This window comes from Staphylococcus sp. MB377 (genome assembly GCF_001922505.1).
GTDB classification, from domain to species: Bacteria; Bacillota; Bacilli; order Staphylococcales; family Staphylococcaceae; genus Staphylococcus; species Staphylococcus haemolyticus.
The window spans coordinates 17,330-33,950 of record NZ_MAON01000007.1; the positions used below are offsets into that span (position 1 = coordinate 17,330).

Genomic DNA, 16,621 nt, shown 5'->3' on the forward strand with positions numbered 1-16,621 from the left:
AAACTCCTTATATTATTATTTTGCAACGATGTTAACAAGTTTTTGAGGGACTGCAATTACTTTTTTAATGTCTTTACCCTCAATCGATAGTTTAACATTTTCATCTTGTAATGCTAATGTTTCCATTTCATCTTTAGAAGTATCTTTAGGAATATTTAATTTTGCTCTTACTTTGCCGTTCACTTGTACTACAATTTCAACCTCTGAATCTACAAGTAATGATTCATCATATGTTGGCCATGGTTGATAAGTAATAGTGTCTTCATTACCTAAACGGTTCCATAATTCCTCACCAATATGTGGCGCAATTGGAGCCAGCATTTTTACAAAGCCTTCAGCATATGGTTGATAAATCGTTTCTGCTTTATAGCAATCATTAATAAATACCATTAATTGACTTATCGCAGTATTAAAGTTTAATGTGTTGAAGTCTTCTGTAACTTTTTTAACAGTTTGATTATAAACTTTATCTAATCCATTATCCTTATTTTCAACTATTTTATTTGATAATGAACCGTCTTCATTGATGAATAGTCTCCAAACACGGTCTAAGAAACGTCTTGAACCATCAAGACCATTTTCACTCCAGGCAATAGCTGCATCTAATGGTCCCATAAACATTTCATATAATCGCAATGTATCAGCACCGTGTGAATCTACAATATCATCTGGATTAACTACGTTGCCTTTAGACTTACTCATTTTCTCGTTACCTTCACCAAGTATCATACCTTGATTAAATAATTTTTGGAACGGCTCTTTAGTAGGTACTACTCCTAAATCGTAAAGAACTTTGTGCCAGAATCTAGCATACAGTAAGTGAAGTACAGCATGTTCTACCCCACCAATGTATAAATCTACTGGTAACCAGTGTTTTAATTTTTCTGGGTCAGCTAACATATTACTATTATGAGGATCGATATATCTTAAGTAATACCAGCAACTTCCTGCCCATTGTGGCATAGTATTAGTTTCACGACGACCCTTCATGCCTGTCTTTTCATCAACAACATTCACAAACTCATCGATATTAGCTAATGGAGATTCACCTGTACCAGAAGGTTTAATCTCATCAGTTTCTGGTAGTAAAAGTGGTAACTCTTCTTCTGGAACTGTAGTCATAGTACCATCTTCCCAATGAATAACTGGTATTGGTTCACCCCAATAACGTTGTCTGCTGAATAGCCAATCTCTTAATTTATAATTTACTTTTTTCTCTCCAGCACCATTCGTTTCTAGTAATGCAATTGCTTTAGCAATAGCCGCTTCATTATCTAAACCATTAAGTTCTCCTGAGTTAACATGTTGACCTTTACCAGTATATGCCTCTTTTTGCACATTGCCGCCTTCAATGACTTCGATAATAGGTAAATCAAATTTAGTTGCAAACTCGTGATCACGTTCATCATGCGCGGGCACAGCCATGACTGCGCCTGTACCATAGCTAGAAAGTACATAATCCGCAATCCAAATTGGTAATTGCTCACCTGATAGTGGATTTATAGCATAAGCACCTGTGAAGACACCTGATTTATCTTTGGCTAAATCTGTTCGTTCAAGGTCAGATTTTTTAGATGCGTCTTCTTGATATTTTTTTACTTCTTCTAATTTATCTTCAGAAGTAATAACATTTACGAGATCATGTTCCGGACTTAATACTAAGAAAGTTGTACCGTAAATTGTATCTGGTCTCGTTGTAAACACATCAATACTAGCATCTTCATTTTCAATTTTAAAAGAAACACGCGCACCTTCTGAACGTCCAATCCAATTACGTTGCATGTCTTTAATAGATTCTGGCCAGTCAAGTTCATCTAAATCTTCTAATAATCGGTCAGCATATTCTGTAATTTTTAATACCCATTGCTTCATAGGTCGTCTATATACTGGATGTCCTCCACGTTCAGAAACTCCATCAACAACTTCTTCATTAGATAGAACAGTTCCTAACGCTGGACACCAGTTGACAGCAACTTCATCTACATAGGCTAAACCTTTATTATACAGTTGGATAAAAATCCATTGTGTCCATTTGTAATATTCAGGGTCAGTAGTATTTACCTCTCTATCCCAATCATAACTGAAACCTAATTCTTGTATTTGACGTTTAAAAGTTTGAATATTTTGCTTTGTAAATCCCCTAGGATCATTACCAGTATCTAATGCATATTGTTCAGCAGGTAATCCAAAAGCATCCCATCCCATTGGATGAAGTACATTATAACCTTGCATACGTTTATATCTAGACACAATATCAGTAGCTGTGTAACCTTCTGGATGCCCTACGTGTAAACCTGCTCCAGATGGATAAGGGAACATATCTAATGCATAAAATTTCTTTTGTCCTAGATTATCACTCGTTTTAAACGTTTTGTTGTCTGCCCAATAATTTTGCCATCTTTTCTCAATTTCCTTGTGATTATATCCCAAATCTTTTTCCTCCTATAAATAAAAAAACACCTCAAACTATTATTTATTAAAGGGACGACTTTTAGCCGCGGTACCACCCTAATTCACAAAAATTGTGCACTTTATAATAGTAAGAGATGTTTATAATTTAATCGAATAACGGTAAGTTCACTTAATTCTTAACACTAGTTCTCACCACCACTAGCTCTCTGATGAAAAGTACTTAAGTTACTACTCCAATACATTTTAATATTATGAGATTCAAGCACTAATTGCAAGTGGTAGTTACTATTTTGTTTAAACTCATGTATAAATAAAACTTCTATCTTGATTGTCGCGATTGTTTTCCTTTTGGCAGCCCTTTATCAAAGATTGAAAGGAAAATAATCCCTACAATTAATAAGAACATGATGCCAATGAACATCGCACTCATATTAAAGGTATCAACTAATACCCCACCTATTAATGGCCCAAATGCTTTACCAACAGTTGAAGCTGAATTTACGACACCTTGATATTGACCTTGTTTTCCTTCTGGTGCTAAATAATTAGCTATAGTTGGTACTGCTGGCCAAACAAACATTTCACCAAAAGTTAATATAATCATTCCTATTAAAAATACAGTAAATTGTTCGGCAAAACTAGTTACAAAGAATGAAAGCATAAAAATTAAAATACCAACTAACATTTGATATTTTAAATTACCTTTTAATAAAATAATTGCTGGTCTTATTAACGGTTGAGCAACTAAAATCATAATACCATTCACTGTCCATAATATACTGTATTGCGACATAGAAATATTTAATTCTTGAGTGAATGATGCAATTGTAGTTTCCCATTGAATGTAAGCAATCCAACAAATAGCAAACATTACACACAGTAGTAAGAGTGCAATGAAACGTTTTTTATTCTCTTTGCTATGGATATCTAGACTATCAGGTGTTCTGATTTTAGCATGATATTCAAGATTAAATTGAGTTATCGCTATAATTCCAAACAAGACGTACATAATCAAGTTTGCTAAGAAAATATAATTAAAGCTTAATTCCGCAACGAAACCACCCATAGCTGCACCGGTTGCTACACCAATATTTTGAGCTAAGTATATTGCATTGAAAGTCGTTCTCCCCCCGTTAGGCCAAACTGCACCAGCCATTGCATATATCGCGGGAACTATCATTCCGCCACCAAAACCTAACAATACTAACCAAACAGCATACCATGGCCATCCATGGAAGAAGTTTAAAAGCGTAGTACTGATTAAACATGTAACGGTACCGATCATAATTGTTCGATAACCACCTAATTTATCAAATAATGAACCTCCTAGTAAATTTCCGACTACCATTCCGAATGAATTAACCATTAGAACAATCGCAGCAATAGTCAGGCTCTTACCAAGCTCTTCTTTCATATAAATTGTGTTTAAAGGCCATAAAAAGCTAGAGCCAGTTATATTTAGCGCCATGCCTATAACTAGCCACCATACTGATCTAGGTATATTCATATTTTTAGTCCCCTCTTTATATTTTTGTTGAACTACATTAAACACTATAACATTAAAGTATGTTAAAATCTTTACTTAGAACTAAGTTAGATAGAAAGGAAAATGTGTTATGGGTAACTATTTCCCGTATGCCTTTGAAAATAAACGATATCATACATGGAATTACCATTTAAAAAATAAATTTGGTCAAAAGATTTTCAAAGTAGCACTTGATGGTGGATTTGACTGTCCTAACCGAGATGGCACAGTTGCACATGGTGGATGCACATTCTGTTCAGCCGCAGGTAGCGGTGACTTTGCTGGTAACAGAGCTGATCCAATTGAAGTTCAATTTCAACAAATTAAAGATAGGATGCATGAAAAATGGAGTGAAGGTAAATATATTGCCTATTTCCAAGCTTTCACGAATACGCATGCACCAGTAGAAGTATTAAAAGAAAAGTATGAGCCTGTCTTAAAAGAAGAAGGTGTTGTAGGTTTATCTATAGCAACCAGACCAGATTGTTTACCTGATGATGTAGTAGAATACTTAGCCGAGTTAAATGAACGTACTTATTTATGGGTAGAATTAGGTTTACAAACTGTACATCAAGAAACTTCAGACTTAATTAACCGTGCTCATGATATGCAAACTTATTATGAAGGCGTTGCTAAATTAAGAAAACAAAACATTAATGTGTGTACTCATATTATTAATGGCTTACCTGGTGAAGACTATCAAATGATGATGGAAACTGCACGTGAAGTAGCTCAAATGGATGTTCAAGGCATTAAAATTCATTTACTTCATTTATTAAAAGGGACACCAATGGTTAAACAATATGAAAAAGGAATGCTTGAGTTTATGTCTCAAGAAGACTATACCAATCTAGTATGCGATCAATTAGAAATTTTACCACCTGAAATGATTATTCATCGAATTACTGGAGATGGTCCAATTGATTTAATGATTGGTCCTATGTGGAGTGTTAATAAATGGGAAGTTTTAAATGAAATTGATGATGAATTAGCACGACGCAACTCCTATCAGGGTAAACATTATACATCTGAGGTAAAGGTTAACTCATGAAATTAGAACGTATTCTCCCCTTTTCAAAAACGTTAATAAAAGATCATATTAAACAAGATAGTATTGTCATTGATGCTACTTGTGGGAATGGTAATGACACGTTGTTTCTTGCACAACAGGTTCCAAATGGTCATGTTTTTGGTTTAGATATACAAGACTCAGCAATTCAGTTAACTTTCGAAAAAGTGAAAGAATATCATAATGTAACATTAATTCGTGATGGTCATGAAAACATTAAGAACCACATTGACATTAAATTTAAAGGTCAAATAGATGCAGCGATATTTAACCTTGGCTACTTACCTAAGGGTGATAAATCAATTGTTACAAGACCTGAAACTACAATAAAAGCAATTAATAACATTTTTGATTATTTAAGTGTTGAAGGTATTATTGTGTTAGTTATATACCATGGGCATGCTGAAGGACAAATTGAACGAGATGCTTTATTAGATTTCTTAGAACATTTTGATCAAGAGAAAGCTCATATTCTTAAATATCAATTTATGAACCAAGTGAATCATGCGCCATTTATATGTGCGATTGAGAAACGCTAAACCTAACATCATACATCATCTCTGACATAATTTTAAATAATATATAAAATCCACTCCATAGTTTAATTATGGAGTGGATTGTTTTGTCGAAAAATCTCTCTAAATTATATTCAAAACAATCTAAACTAAAACATCAAATCGATTAAATACGCATTAATGAGTTTAGACTATTTTCAAGTATTTCATATCGTTTCTTAATAGTAGAAGTAATAAAATTTAGTAGTTCATCTTTAAGTTCTTGCTTTTCTTTATTAAAATGAATAATTACAGTTCGTTCATCATCTAATGGTCTCTCTTTAAATATCCATTCAGATTGAACAAGTTTGTTATATGTACGTGTACGTTTATACGATTTAATATTAACGTAACTATCCATTTCTTTTAACGTCATGGACCCTTTGTCCCATAAAGTTAGTAAAATGAGAACCTCTTCTTTGGTCAAATCATAAGTTTCATAAATTACTTTAAAAATCGAATTGATTTCTTTACACACTTCTTCAAGCTGCAAAATCATAGAAACATTCTCGTCTGCTTGATTATTCATGTTGCTCCCTCCCTAAATAATTGTACACATACCGATTAAATAATTATAGAATTAACTATCATTATATATTTACCCAATTATTCTCGTTGTAATTAAACAATTTATAATAACTCCAAAAAATTAACTTACATTAAAGCATATGTTAAATTACTTTAAATTTTTATTGGTAATTCAACTAAATATAATTAAAATTAAAAACATATAATATTTAAATTATATTATATTTTTACTTTAATTTAAAAGATGTTAACTTCTAAATATTGAATTATCTTTGTGCATTAATCAATTGCATTTCATATAATTGTTTATCAAAAAGGAGCCAGAACAGAATTCTCATCGAATTCTTAGTCCCAGCTCCTCAAGGATAACTAGAAATGAAGAAATATTATAAATCGTTTCTCAATTTGATCAATTACGACGAATTTGCATTGTAGTCATGAAATATTACTTCATCACACACTCTGATTTTTAAACTTCTTCGATTTCTTCTTCATTTACTATAAAACCCATTGTATTCACACTATTATTTAAAAACGTCAACACGTAACGCATCACTTGATCACGTTCAGGTTCATTATGAATTTCATGATAGAGGCCTTCCCATACTTTAAAATAAAATTCATTAGTGTTTAAATTATTTTTAAGTTCATTGAATGAGCGTAATTCCAATAATTTATCTTCCGTTCCATACATTAGTAACGTTGGCATAGATTGTATATCTTTGAAATGTTGAATTGTATCTTTCATTGTTTCCAACACAATGTTATACCACTTGTAGGTTACTTTTCTTAACATTAATCCATCTTGTTTTGTTTCTTCAATAACTTCATCATTTCGCGTTAAATCTTTAGTTTCAATACCTAATTTGAATCGTGCGTCCTTAGAACCTTTACCTACATTTGAAATTAACATATTTTTACGTGTCTTATTATTTCTTTTAAATTCTAACAATGGAGAAAGGAGTAACATACCCTCGATAGGTAATTCTGTTTTTTCAAGTACATTTAATAATATTAATCCACCTAGTCCAACACCCATGACAAAAGTAGGAATCTTGTATTCATTAGCAATTCTAACCCATTCTATTAGTGTTTCATGATAGATATCAAAATGCTCAATTTGTCCCTTGTTTGCTCTAGAAGTTTGACCTTGACCAGGTAAATCACCCATTATAACGTGATAGCCATTACGTCTTAACATTGTAATGACGTATGCATATCTGCCAGTGTGTTCTAAAATGTTATGCACTATAACTACGACACCTTTAGCATCGTGTTCAGTTTCCCATTTCCACATATGTATAATTCCTCTCTAACTTATATTTCAATAAATGTATTATATCAGATTATTGGTTTGGACTGGTGTAAATCTTAAAGACAAAGTGATTACAAATTTTAGTTCGATATTGTAATTATACCTTTTTTATAGTATTCAGATAATTGAAAACGCTTTCTACAATCACTTATTCATGCTAAACTATTATTAAATTATAAGTTTTATGTAATATGGAGGAATGGGATATGTCACTTTTTAAGAATTTTTTTATTGCATTATCAAATAGCACTTATTTAAATGAAACAGCAAAAAAAGTAGGTCCTAAAATGGGTGCAAATAAAGTTGTGGCTGGTAATACTATCGAGCAATTAATTGACACAATTGAGAGACTCAACGATAAAAATATAGCAGTTACAGTTGATAATCTTGGCGAGTTTGTAGGAACGGTTGAAGAAGCTACTCAAGCTAAGAATGAAATTTTAGAAGTTATGCAAGCTATTAAAGATTATAATGTCGATGCTCATATGTCTGTAAAATTAAGTTCTCTTGGTGGTGAATTTGATACTGAGCTAGCTTATAATAATTTAAGAGAGATTCTACTTAAAGCCAACGAATTTGATAATATGCATATTAATATCGACACTGAAAAATATGACAGTTTACAGCAAATTGTTGAAGTGTTAGATAGACTTAAAGGGGAATTCAGAAACGTTGGAACAGTAATACAAGCTTACCTTTATGATGCAATTGACTTAATTGAAAAATATCCTAATTTGCGCTTAAGATTAGTTAAAGGTGCATATAAAGAAGATGAACAAATTGCATATCAAACTAAAGAAGAGATTGATGCAAATTACATAAAAATCATTGAGAAACGTCTTTTAAATGCGAAAAACTATACATCAATCGCTACACACGACGATCAAATAATTAACCACGTTAAACAATTTGTTAAATCACATAATATTGATAGAGATCAATTTGAATTCCAAATGTTATACGGATTCCGTAGTGAATTAGCTGAGGATATTTCTCGACAAGGATACCATTTCACAATTTATGTTCCTTATGGCAATGATTGGTTCGGTTACTTCATGCGTAGATTAGCTGAACGCCCCCAAAACCTTGCTCTTGCATATCAAGAATTTGTTTCAACTAAAACATTGAAGAAAATTGGTCTTTTCACTAGCCTAGGCCTTGGAGTTGCATTTATTATTTCTGGTTTTACAAGATTATTAAAAAGATAAAAAAATAAATCCTCGACACTGCTATTGCTTTGTCGAGGATTTATTTTTTTAATTAAAATTGTTTTAATAAATTTGCCATTTCAATAGCACTTACTGCTGCTTCAGCACCTTTATTACCCGCTTTAGTTCCAGCTCTTTCAACCGCTTGTTCAATACTTTCAGTGGTTAATACGCCAAATATAACTGGAATATCGCTTACATCATTCGCCTTTGATACTCCTTTAGCAACTTCATTACATACATAATCATAATGAGATGTTGCACCTCTAATTACACAACCTAAAGTGATGACTGCGTCATATTCACCCTTCTGAGCTAGTTTTTTAGAAACTAAAGGAATTTCAAATGCACCAGGTACATAAGCAACATCTATATTACTATCTTCCACACCGTGACGAACAAGTGTATCTTTTGCACCATCTAATAAACGGTTCGTTATAAAATCATTAAATCGACTTACAACAATAGCTACTTTTAGATCTATTCCTACCAATTTACCTTCAAAATTCATCTTTATTCCTCCTAAATTAAATGTCCCATTTTTATTTTTTTAGTATTCATATAATCATGATTATGTTCTGTTTCAGCTACAATAATTGGTGTGCGGTCCGCAACTTTAATACCATACTCAGATAATCCCTCAAATTTTTTAGGATTATTACTTAACAAATTCACTTGTTGTACATTGAAATAATTTAAAATTTGAGCTGCTATATGATAATCCCTCAAATCTTCGTCAAAACCTAAAGCTAGGTTGGCAGTTACTGTATCATGACCTTGTTCAATTAATTCGTATGCTCTTAATTTATTGATTAACCCTATGCCTCTTCCTTCTTGAGGCAAATAAATAATCATGCCACCATGCTCATTAATATATTTCATCGCTGATTCTAGTTGTGCACCACAATCACATCTTTGACTATGGAAAATATCACCTGTTAAACATGCAGAATGAATACGCACATTTTCTGTGGCACGTGGTTCTCCTTTAGCAAGTACAACAATTTCTTCTTTAGTTAATGGTGATTCGAATCCATACATTTCAAAAGTTCCATGATCTGTCGGCATATTAACTTTTGCTTTTAACTCAACACTAGTGTCTTTGTCTTTTTGATAATTAACTAAACTTTCAATAGTAATCATTTTAAGACCATGTTGATGTTTAAACGCTTCTAGTTGTTCACCTTTAGCCATTGTCCCATCTTCATTCATGATCTCACATATAACACCTGCTGGAACTGCTTTCGTTAGTTTCGCTAAATCTACAGCTGCTTCTGTATGACCAGTACGTTCCAACACACCGTTTTCTTTAGCTATTAGTGGAAAAAGATGTCCAGGTTTATGGAAATCTTCAGGCCCAGATTCTGGATTAATTAAAGCACGTGCCGTTGCCATTCTATCAAATGCACTTATACCGGTTGATGTTGTAACGTGATCGATACTTACTGTGAAATTAGTTCCAAAACCATCCGTATTATGTTCTACCATAGGCATTAGTTTAAGTTTGAGTGCCAAGTCTTTACTAATTGGTGCACAAATTAGCCCTCTACCTTCTTTAGCCATAAAATTAATAGTATTATCATTCATCCATTGCGTTATAGCTACAAGATCTCCTTCATTTTCACGATCCTCGTCATCCACAACAATAATACTTTCACCACGTTTTAAAGCATTTAATGCATCCATAATATCGTCAAATTCCATCTATAATTACGCCTCCTAAAAGCCAAATGCTCTTAACTTATCTAATGTAAGCTTTGACTCATTTCTACTTATCATTCGTTCAACATATTTAAAAAGAACATCCGTTTCTAAATGAACTTGGTCGCCATTTTGTTTAGAAGATAAAATCGTTGAACGTCTTGTTTCAGGTATTAAATGAATATCAAAACTATCATGTCGTAAATCGAAAATTGTTAAACTCACACCATCCACAGTGATTGAACCCTGTTTGACCATTTGATTAATGATATTTGTAGATGCTTTAATCGAAACTATCCTTGAATTAGGAGTTTCCTTAACTTGTGTTATAACACCTTTGTCATCAACATGACCTAAAACAAAATGACCTCCAAAACGTCCATTTCCTGACATTGCTCTTTCTAAGTTGACTTCATCATTTTTATTGATTTGAGATAGATATGTTTTATCTTCAGTACCTTTTATAACTTGAACAGAAAAATAATTACTTGTGAAGTCAATCACTGTTAAGCAAGCTCCATTCACACTAATAGAGTCACCGATGTTCATGTCTTCTGTGATAGTTTGACAAGCTATATCCAATGTTCTAACCGATTGATGAGTACGAATATTTTTGACAGTACCTATTTCTTCAACAATACCTGTAAACATAAGTTGTCACTTCTTTCGCAAAATCATTTTTAAATTTTGATTAATTAACTCAGTAGAAGAAATTTCAAATTGAGTGGTTTCATTTAAATCAATAATATCCGCAGTTTGAAAGAATTGATTTTTTCCAGAACCACCTATTATTTTCGGGGCGTAATAAATAATAAGTTGATTAATAAAATCAGTTTGGAGAAATTTGGAAGTTATACGAGGACCAGCTTCAATTAATAATGAACCAATACCACGCTTATAAATATCTTTAAGAATATCTTTTAAATCGCATTTATCTATACAGATAACCTTTATGTTTCGATTTGGACTTTCAAGCGTTTGATTTTCAGTGTAAATCCACACTTCACTCGACGAATCTTGAAAAAGTTGTTTCGTAAAGTCAACATTGCCACTTTTAGACAGCACTATTCGGATTGGATTTTTACCATTTGGAATACGAGTCGTGTAAAGTGGGTTATCAGCATTAATTGTGCCATTTCCTGTCAACACAGCATCATGCGTATGTCTTAAATGGTAGACATCTTGTTTGACTTCTGAATTAGTAATCCATTTACTCTGACCTAAATCTGTTGCTTGTTTACCGTCTAATGATACAGACACTTTCATCGTAATTTCAGGGATTTGCTCTGACTTAGCTTTAAAAAAGTCTTTATATAAGGCAGCTGCTTCTTCAGAGTATTGATGTTCTACATCAATCCCAGCTTGTTCTAAAATAGCGTCCCCTTCAGAAGGTAATGTCGTATCTTTAACAGCGTAACTAACTTTGCTTAGTCCAAATTCAATAATTTTGTTCACACATGGTGGTGTTGAGCCAAAGTGGGTACATGGTTCTAACGAAATATAGATTGTTCCACCATTTGCTTCCTTTCCAGCCATATCAAGTGCTTGTACTTCCGCGTGCTTCTCACCTTGTTTTAGATGAGCACCGAGTCCAACTATTCGGCCGTTATTAACAACGACCGCACCAACTGGAGGATTGATACCTGTTTGTCCTTTAACCATTTGTGCGAGTTGTATAGCGTATTTCATAAAATTACTCAATAAATCACCTCATAATCAAAACTCCCTATACCAATAAAGTGCTTAAAGGCATAGGGAGACCAAATATATATTCAAATAAGCTTACAACATTAGTAAATGTGTATGCTAAATAACCATCATAATTATCAAATAATGACGACTCATTCTTTCTCCCATCCAGACTTTCACTGTCGGCTCTAGAATCTCACTAGATCAGCCATCAAAGTTATTACCTTTTACTTTGACAGGTCGCAGGCTTATATTACTGCCGGTTGGGAATTGCACCCCGCCCCGAAAGAATTCATATGAAATTGTGATTGTTTGAGTTAACGTAGTTTAATAACTACAACATTAATCATACGCTTATTGTTTAAAAATTACAAACCGTCAACGCTGCATATTATTTAACAGAGTAACTAATAATGGAATTTAGTTATTTAAGTGTAAATGTCTACATTATGAACTAAAATGGTCAAATTTACTTTGGTTTTCATATAAATAATTTACAGAATTGACCGCTTGATCAACGATCATCTTCACTCCATTACGCAATTTATTAACGCCATTAGTTACTTGCCCAATAGCTATCATATTGTTGAGAGTTCCATATCTTGGACTTATGACTTGATTGGTTTCTGGAATAATTTGTATACCTCCCATTGGATGTGGTTGAACAATTTGTCTGTTTTGTAGGTTAAGAATAAGCTGATCTTCCTCATCTAAATCTGATAAATGTGTTTTTGATCCAGTCGAATTAATAATGACATCATATTGATAATAATAATCATCATTGTTAAATTCCAATAAATAATGGTTGTCTTTATAAGTAATATCTTCTAATCCGCTTTTAACAATTAATGATTGATTATTTATTAAGTCTATAATTAACTCTGCAGTACGAGGTGGCATAGGGTTAGAATTTAATTGAATAATTTTTGAGAAACGTTTATCAAAGTCTTGCTGATCTTCTCGACTAAAGCTATTCCATATCCAGTTTAGATTTTCTTTAATATTTTCAATTAAACTTTGAAACACACCAATTTCATCAGGTCTATCAAGATCATACTGTAAATCTTGAATTGTATTTCCTGTGCGACGATATACTAGTTTCTCTAAATCAATATTATGATCTTTACATTCTAATTGGAATAATTCAAAAGCTAATTCTAAAGGTACATTTCCATAATATTGCGACTTCAATTCATTAAACTTTTGCTTAGTTAAATGTTTAAACTCAACATCTATCATATTTCCTCTAACACTAGGTAAATGTGCTGAGCGACTAGTCATAGTTATTGGTAATTTAGGATGATGTGTAGTCACGTATCTAACTACATCTAAACTGGCTAATCCAGTGCCTATAATTGCAATATCGTCTGATTGAGACACTTCATCTAATGTATTATATGTAGGATAAGGTGTTTGAATATAACCTTTATTCCCTTTTAGTTTATATGGATCATGATATGCGAATGTGCCAGTCGTTAAGAATATATAATCATACTCTTTCCATTCACTCATATCTTCTGAAGTACATACATAGTATGTTAATGTAGTCTCATCAATTTCTGAATTTGTAAAAATTTCACGAACTGGATGCTTAATAATGGTTAAATTATCAAATAACAAGTCGTAGTTAGATAGGTATGACTTCATATAATGACCAAATACAAACCTCGGAAGATATTTAGGATTATCGAATTTAAATTCTGATTGCTCTTGATACCATTTCCAGAACTCTTCTTCATCATCCAAATTCAAACTCATTCGCTTAGTTGGCAAATTAATTAATAATTGGCTGCTGTCATTTTGAAAAGGTACACCCTGCCCCATATTCTTATCATGATCATATACATCAACCTCAAGATTTTTAAACGCTTTATTTTTGACTAATTGCCTTAGTACACTAACACCAGCTGTGCCCATCCCTATAATTGCTACACGCATATATTCATCATCCTTTTAATTTTCTCTAACAAGAATTTTTAATAATTTAATTATATCAATATCATAAATTGCTTAAAATAATTTATACTTATATGCACTTAACATTCTCCATTTTTCTTTATCCTATATTGATATGTTAATATTGAGTTAATGAGGTGAACTAAAATGAAATTTCTCTTAAAAGTTTTAGTAGTATTTGTTATAGCATTTAGTTGGATAACTCGAAAAAATAAAGCCGAATAAATGTTTGTGAACATAAAATATATTAAAGAAAAAGCCAACGTCATCACTTGCTTGAATCAGTGTGATCGTTGGCTTTAGTTTACTTACAATTATTTATTTTTGATGTTTATTATCATCTTTGTATACGTATAATTTAAAATATTTACCTTCTGTTTTCATCTCTTTATAGAAATCTGCGATAATTTGAGCATTACTTTCTGCCCATTTAATATCAGTAGCATATTGATGTTTACCTGGATTTTTAGGATTCCATCTCATACTGTATAGCGTATTTTGATCATCATGTGATAGGAAGTGTTGGTGAATAAAATCAGCACCACCTTTGATGGCTTTCTCTGGAGTATCCCAACCGTGTTTTTTTGCGTATTCTGAACCAGTTTTAATAGGATCACTATCGAGAGCACCTACACCATAGAAGTTATAATATTTTTTACCATCAATTTCTACACCCTTGGCTAATTCACTTTTAACTGAACCAGTTTCTAATAAAGCATGAGAAATTAAATAAACTTCATTCACATGTTTCTCTTTAGCAGCACTAATAAATGCATCAGTATGCTTTAATAACATAGGTCGATCGAATAACATACGCTTAATACGGTTTTCATCAATACCTTGATATTTAGATAAATCTAAAAATTGATACTTTTGTTTGTCATCATCAATGAACTTACTACTGTCCATTGCAGCTTTTATTTCATTATCTGAAGCATCTCTCCAAGCAGTATTATTCTTGTTAGAGACTTGTTGACTTGTGTAATTATCAATTTGTTTATCGGCAGCTTTATTTAGTGTAACGTTTAAATGCTCTACTTTTTCTTCTTCATTTACTTTTTTAAAGAATATTTGATCTGAAATCATAGTAAAGAAAATAAAACCTGCTGCGACTAAAACAATCAATAACCCCACTAGGCTAATAATTGAGCCTTTTTTGTGCTTCGTCATATTCACACCTCTTAGGTCAATGTTGTTTTTTCTTTAAAATCTTTATGATAATAAAGTTTAACATTATTAATTCTTATAAACAATTTTATACTTGCGATGTTACATATTCATAAAATAAAAGTAATCAAAATGAAACTTTGCAAAATAAAAAGTAATGAAACATATAGAATTTCATTACTTGATTCCATAAAGCATAACTATTTATTGTTAGTTATCTTTGCGATAATCCATCATTATAAAACTAGCTGCTTGAGATCTATTCTTGTAATAATATTGATTTAAATCAACTGTTCCTTCTATTTCACCATCTCGATACATCATTTCATTTGTGAAATTGTTAATCATTACAAATTCAGAACGATCCCTAATTATGTCTAAATCATCATTTCTTGCAAAAAAATGCTCTAGATTTAAATGTGCGTAATCCAAATTTATACCTCCCACGTTACAAATTGACTAGAACTTAAATATATTTATGAATGTTAGGTATGTTCATAATTAATTGTCGCATTACTGAGTTACTTATGACTTAAACCATTATTTTGCATACTTTCATTATTCTATGTTTACTATTTAACACCCTTTTTTCAAATTACGCAAATGATAATTTAAATAAGTTAGTTTAAATTTTAGATATCCGGAAATTTTGTTTAAGTACTTAACCTAGGAGCGAATTCCAAGTACAATGAATTTTGATGACATATATCATAAATATCATAGAATTATTCATTATTTGTTAAAACGTTATTACGTCAAGTATAATTATGATGAATTTTATCAGTTATTGCTAATTAAACTGTGGCAATTATCTAAGAATTACAATAAGAATTCAAATATTTGTTTATCCTCTTATCTCTATCAACGGCTCAATTTTTACTTAATTGATTTATTTAGAAAAGAAAATGTAAAACCAGAAATAGTTGAAGTCGATAATTTACAAACTCCTCAAATTACTTCTATTAATACAGAGATAACTTTCTTCGACTATAATGACATTTCCAAAATTTTAAATGCACAAGAACTCGCATGGTATAACTATTTTATTCAAGGCTATAAACAATTCGAAATTGCCGACTTAATGCATGTCTCTTTATCGAGTATTAAAAAGTATAAATCCTCTTCTATAAAAAAGCTCACCGATTATTATTTTAAAGGTGAATAATATGATTCCACACAATTCTTACCATTTGCTTTATATTCAAACATTGCAACATAGTGAACATAAAACTAAATGCTGCTTTTCGACTTATGACATGGTGCTACCTTTTCCAATTAAAAAGGTACTAATTTATTATTTCGGCTCTATAATAAATTGGACTGATGACTAAAAATCATCAGTCCAATTTTTATGTTTGAATACAAAAATGGCGCAATTACCTCTATAATTATTAGCTACCAAACAAAATAAAAAAGAAAGGTAATGCGCCTATGTGTAAGTCTATATTAAATACATTAAGAATTAAAGATAAAAATCTAAATTTTTCAGATGAAGTG

The 16,621-nt window shown here is 31.7% G+C and carries 15 protein-coding genes, 1 riboswitch and 1 other annotated feature; of the genes, 4 read left to right on the forward strand and 11 right to left on the reverse strand.

Annotated elements, in window-relative coordinates; translation table 11 throughout:
* Positions 1-15: 15 nt before the first annotated feature.
* Together leuS and BB045_RS01605 are read right to left on the reverse strand one after the other, a co-directional pair.
* Entirely contained in the window at positions 16-2,430 is a 2,415-nt protein-coding gene (leuS, locus tag BB045_RS01600; protein ID WP_075140430.1) for a leucine--tRNA ligase, read from the reverse strand.
* Between the two features lie 47 nt (positions 2,431-2,477).
* Positions 2,478-2,663, reverse strand: a binding site (T-box leader).
* Positions 2,664-2,731: 68 nt separating this feature from the next.
* Entirely contained in the window at positions 2,732-3,919 is a 1,188-nt protein-coding gene (locus BB045_RS01605; protein ID WP_070581348.1) for an MDR family MFS transporter, read from the reverse strand.
* A 109-nt stretch (positions 3,920-4,028) separates the two neighbouring features.
* Between BB045_RS01605 and mnmL the strand changes: the two genes are divergently transcribed.
* Together mnmL and mnmM are read left to right on the forward strand one after the other, a co-directional pair.
* The gene (gene mnmL / locus BB045_RS01610) at positions 4,029-4,988 is read left to right on the forward strand and encodes a tRNA modification radical SAM protein MnmL/YtqA (protein WP_037552288.1); all 960 of its coding nucleotides are present in this window, start codon (positions 4,029-4,031) and stop codon (positions 4,986-4,988) included.
* A complete protein-coding gene (gene mnmM, locus BB045_RS01615; RefSeq protein ID WP_053025167.1) occupies positions 4,985-5,545 on the forward strand; it encodes a tRNA 5-(aminomethyl)-2-thiouridylate-methyltransferase MnmM in 561 nt (186 codons plus the stop codon). Before mnmL ends, mnmM begins: the two co-directional genes overlap by 4 nt.
* A gap of 142 nt (positions 5,546-5,687) precedes the next feature.
* Here mnmM and BB045_RS01620 read toward each other — a convergent pair whose 3' ends face one another.
* Together BB045_RS01620 and BB045_RS01625 are read right to left on the reverse strand one after the other, a co-directional pair.
* A complete protein-coding gene (locus BB045_RS01620) occupies positions 5,688-6,089 on the reverse strand; it encodes a transcriptional regulator, SarA/Rot family (protein ID WP_070861642.1) in 402 nt (133 codons plus the stop codon).
* Positions 6,090-6,557: 468 nt separating this feature from the next.
* Complete coding sequence (locus tag BB045_RS01625) at positions 6,558-7,385, reverse strand: alpha/beta fold hydrolase (protein WP_053025169.1); 828 nt, start codon at positions 7,383-7,385, stop codon at positions 6,558-6,560.
* Positions 7,386-7,609: 224 nt separating this feature from the next.
* On the opposite strand from BB045_RS01625, the gene BB045_RS01630 reads away from it, so the two are divergent.
* A complete protein-coding gene (locus tag BB045_RS01630; protein ID WP_070581345.1) occupies positions 7,610-8,611 on the forward strand; it encodes a proline dehydrogenase family protein in 1,002 nt (333 codons plus the stop codon).
* Between the two features lie 52 nt (positions 8,612-8,663).
* Here BB045_RS01630 and ribH read toward each other — a convergent pair whose 3' ends face one another.
* From ribH to BB045_RS01665, 7 genes are all read right to left on the reverse strand, one after another.
* Entirely contained in the window at positions 8,664-9,122 is a 459-nt protein-coding gene (gene ribH, locus BB045_RS01635) for a 6,7-dimethyl-8-ribityllumazine synthase (protein WP_053025171.1), read from the reverse strand.
* A gap of 11 nt (positions 9,123-9,133) precedes the next feature.
* Complete coding sequence (locus BB045_RS01640; protein ID WP_053025172.1) at positions 9,134-10,315, reverse strand: bifunctional 3,4-dihydroxy-2-butanone-4-phosphate synthase/GTP cyclohydrolase II; 1,182 nt, start codon at positions 10,313-10,315, stop codon at positions 9,134-9,136.
* A gap of 15 nt (positions 10,316-10,330) precedes the next feature.
* Positions 10,331-10,963 carry a riboflavin synthase gene (locus BB045_RS01645; protein ID WP_070581343.1) on the reverse strand — a complete coding sequence of 211 codons (633 nt, stop codon included), beginning with the start codon at positions 10,961-10,963 and terminating at the stop codon, positions 10,331-10,333.
* A 6-nt stretch (positions 10,964-10,969) separates the two neighbouring features.
* Complete coding sequence (gene ribD / locus BB045_RS01650) at positions 10,970-12,013, reverse strand: bifunctional diaminohydroxyphosphoribosylaminopyrimidine deaminase/5-amino-6-(5-phosphoribosylamino)uracil reductase RibD (RefSeq protein WP_053025174.1); 1,044 nt, start codon at positions 12,011-12,013, stop codon at positions 10,970-10,972.
* A 140-nt stretch (positions 12,014-12,153) separates the two neighbouring features.
* Positions 12,154-12,295: riboswitch (FMN riboswitch) on the reverse strand.
* Between the two features lie 153 nt (positions 12,296-12,448).
* Positions 12,449-13,939 (reverse strand): FAD/NAD(P)-binding protein, encoded by a 1,491-nt coding sequence (locus tag BB045_RS01655; protein WP_053025175.1) that lies wholly within the window; start codon positions 13,937-13,939, stop codon positions 12,449-12,451.
* Between the two features lie 336 nt (positions 13,940-14,275).
* A complete protein-coding gene (gene sagB, locus BB045_RS01660; RefSeq protein ID WP_075140431.1) occupies positions 14,276-15,127 on the reverse strand; it encodes a peptidoglycan release complex glucosaminidase SagB in 852 nt (283 codons plus the stop codon).
* A 207-nt stretch (positions 15,128-15,334) separates the two neighbouring features.
* Positions 15,335-15,556 (reverse strand): hypothetical protein, encoded by a 222-nt coding sequence (locus BB045_RS01665; protein ID WP_011275450.1) that lies wholly within the window; start codon positions 15,554-15,556, stop codon positions 15,335-15,337.
* Between the two features lie 256 nt (positions 15,557-15,812).
* Here BB045_RS01665 and BB045_RS01670 point away from each other — a divergent pair, with 256 nt between their 5' ends.
* Positions 15,813-16,289, forward strand: coding sequence for a sigma-70 family RNA polymerase sigma factor (locus tag BB045_RS01670; RefSeq protein ID WP_053025177.1), 477 nt, complete (start codon positions 15,813-15,815; stop codon positions 16,287-16,289).
* The last annotated feature ends 332 nt before the right edge of the window (positions 16,290-16,621 follow it).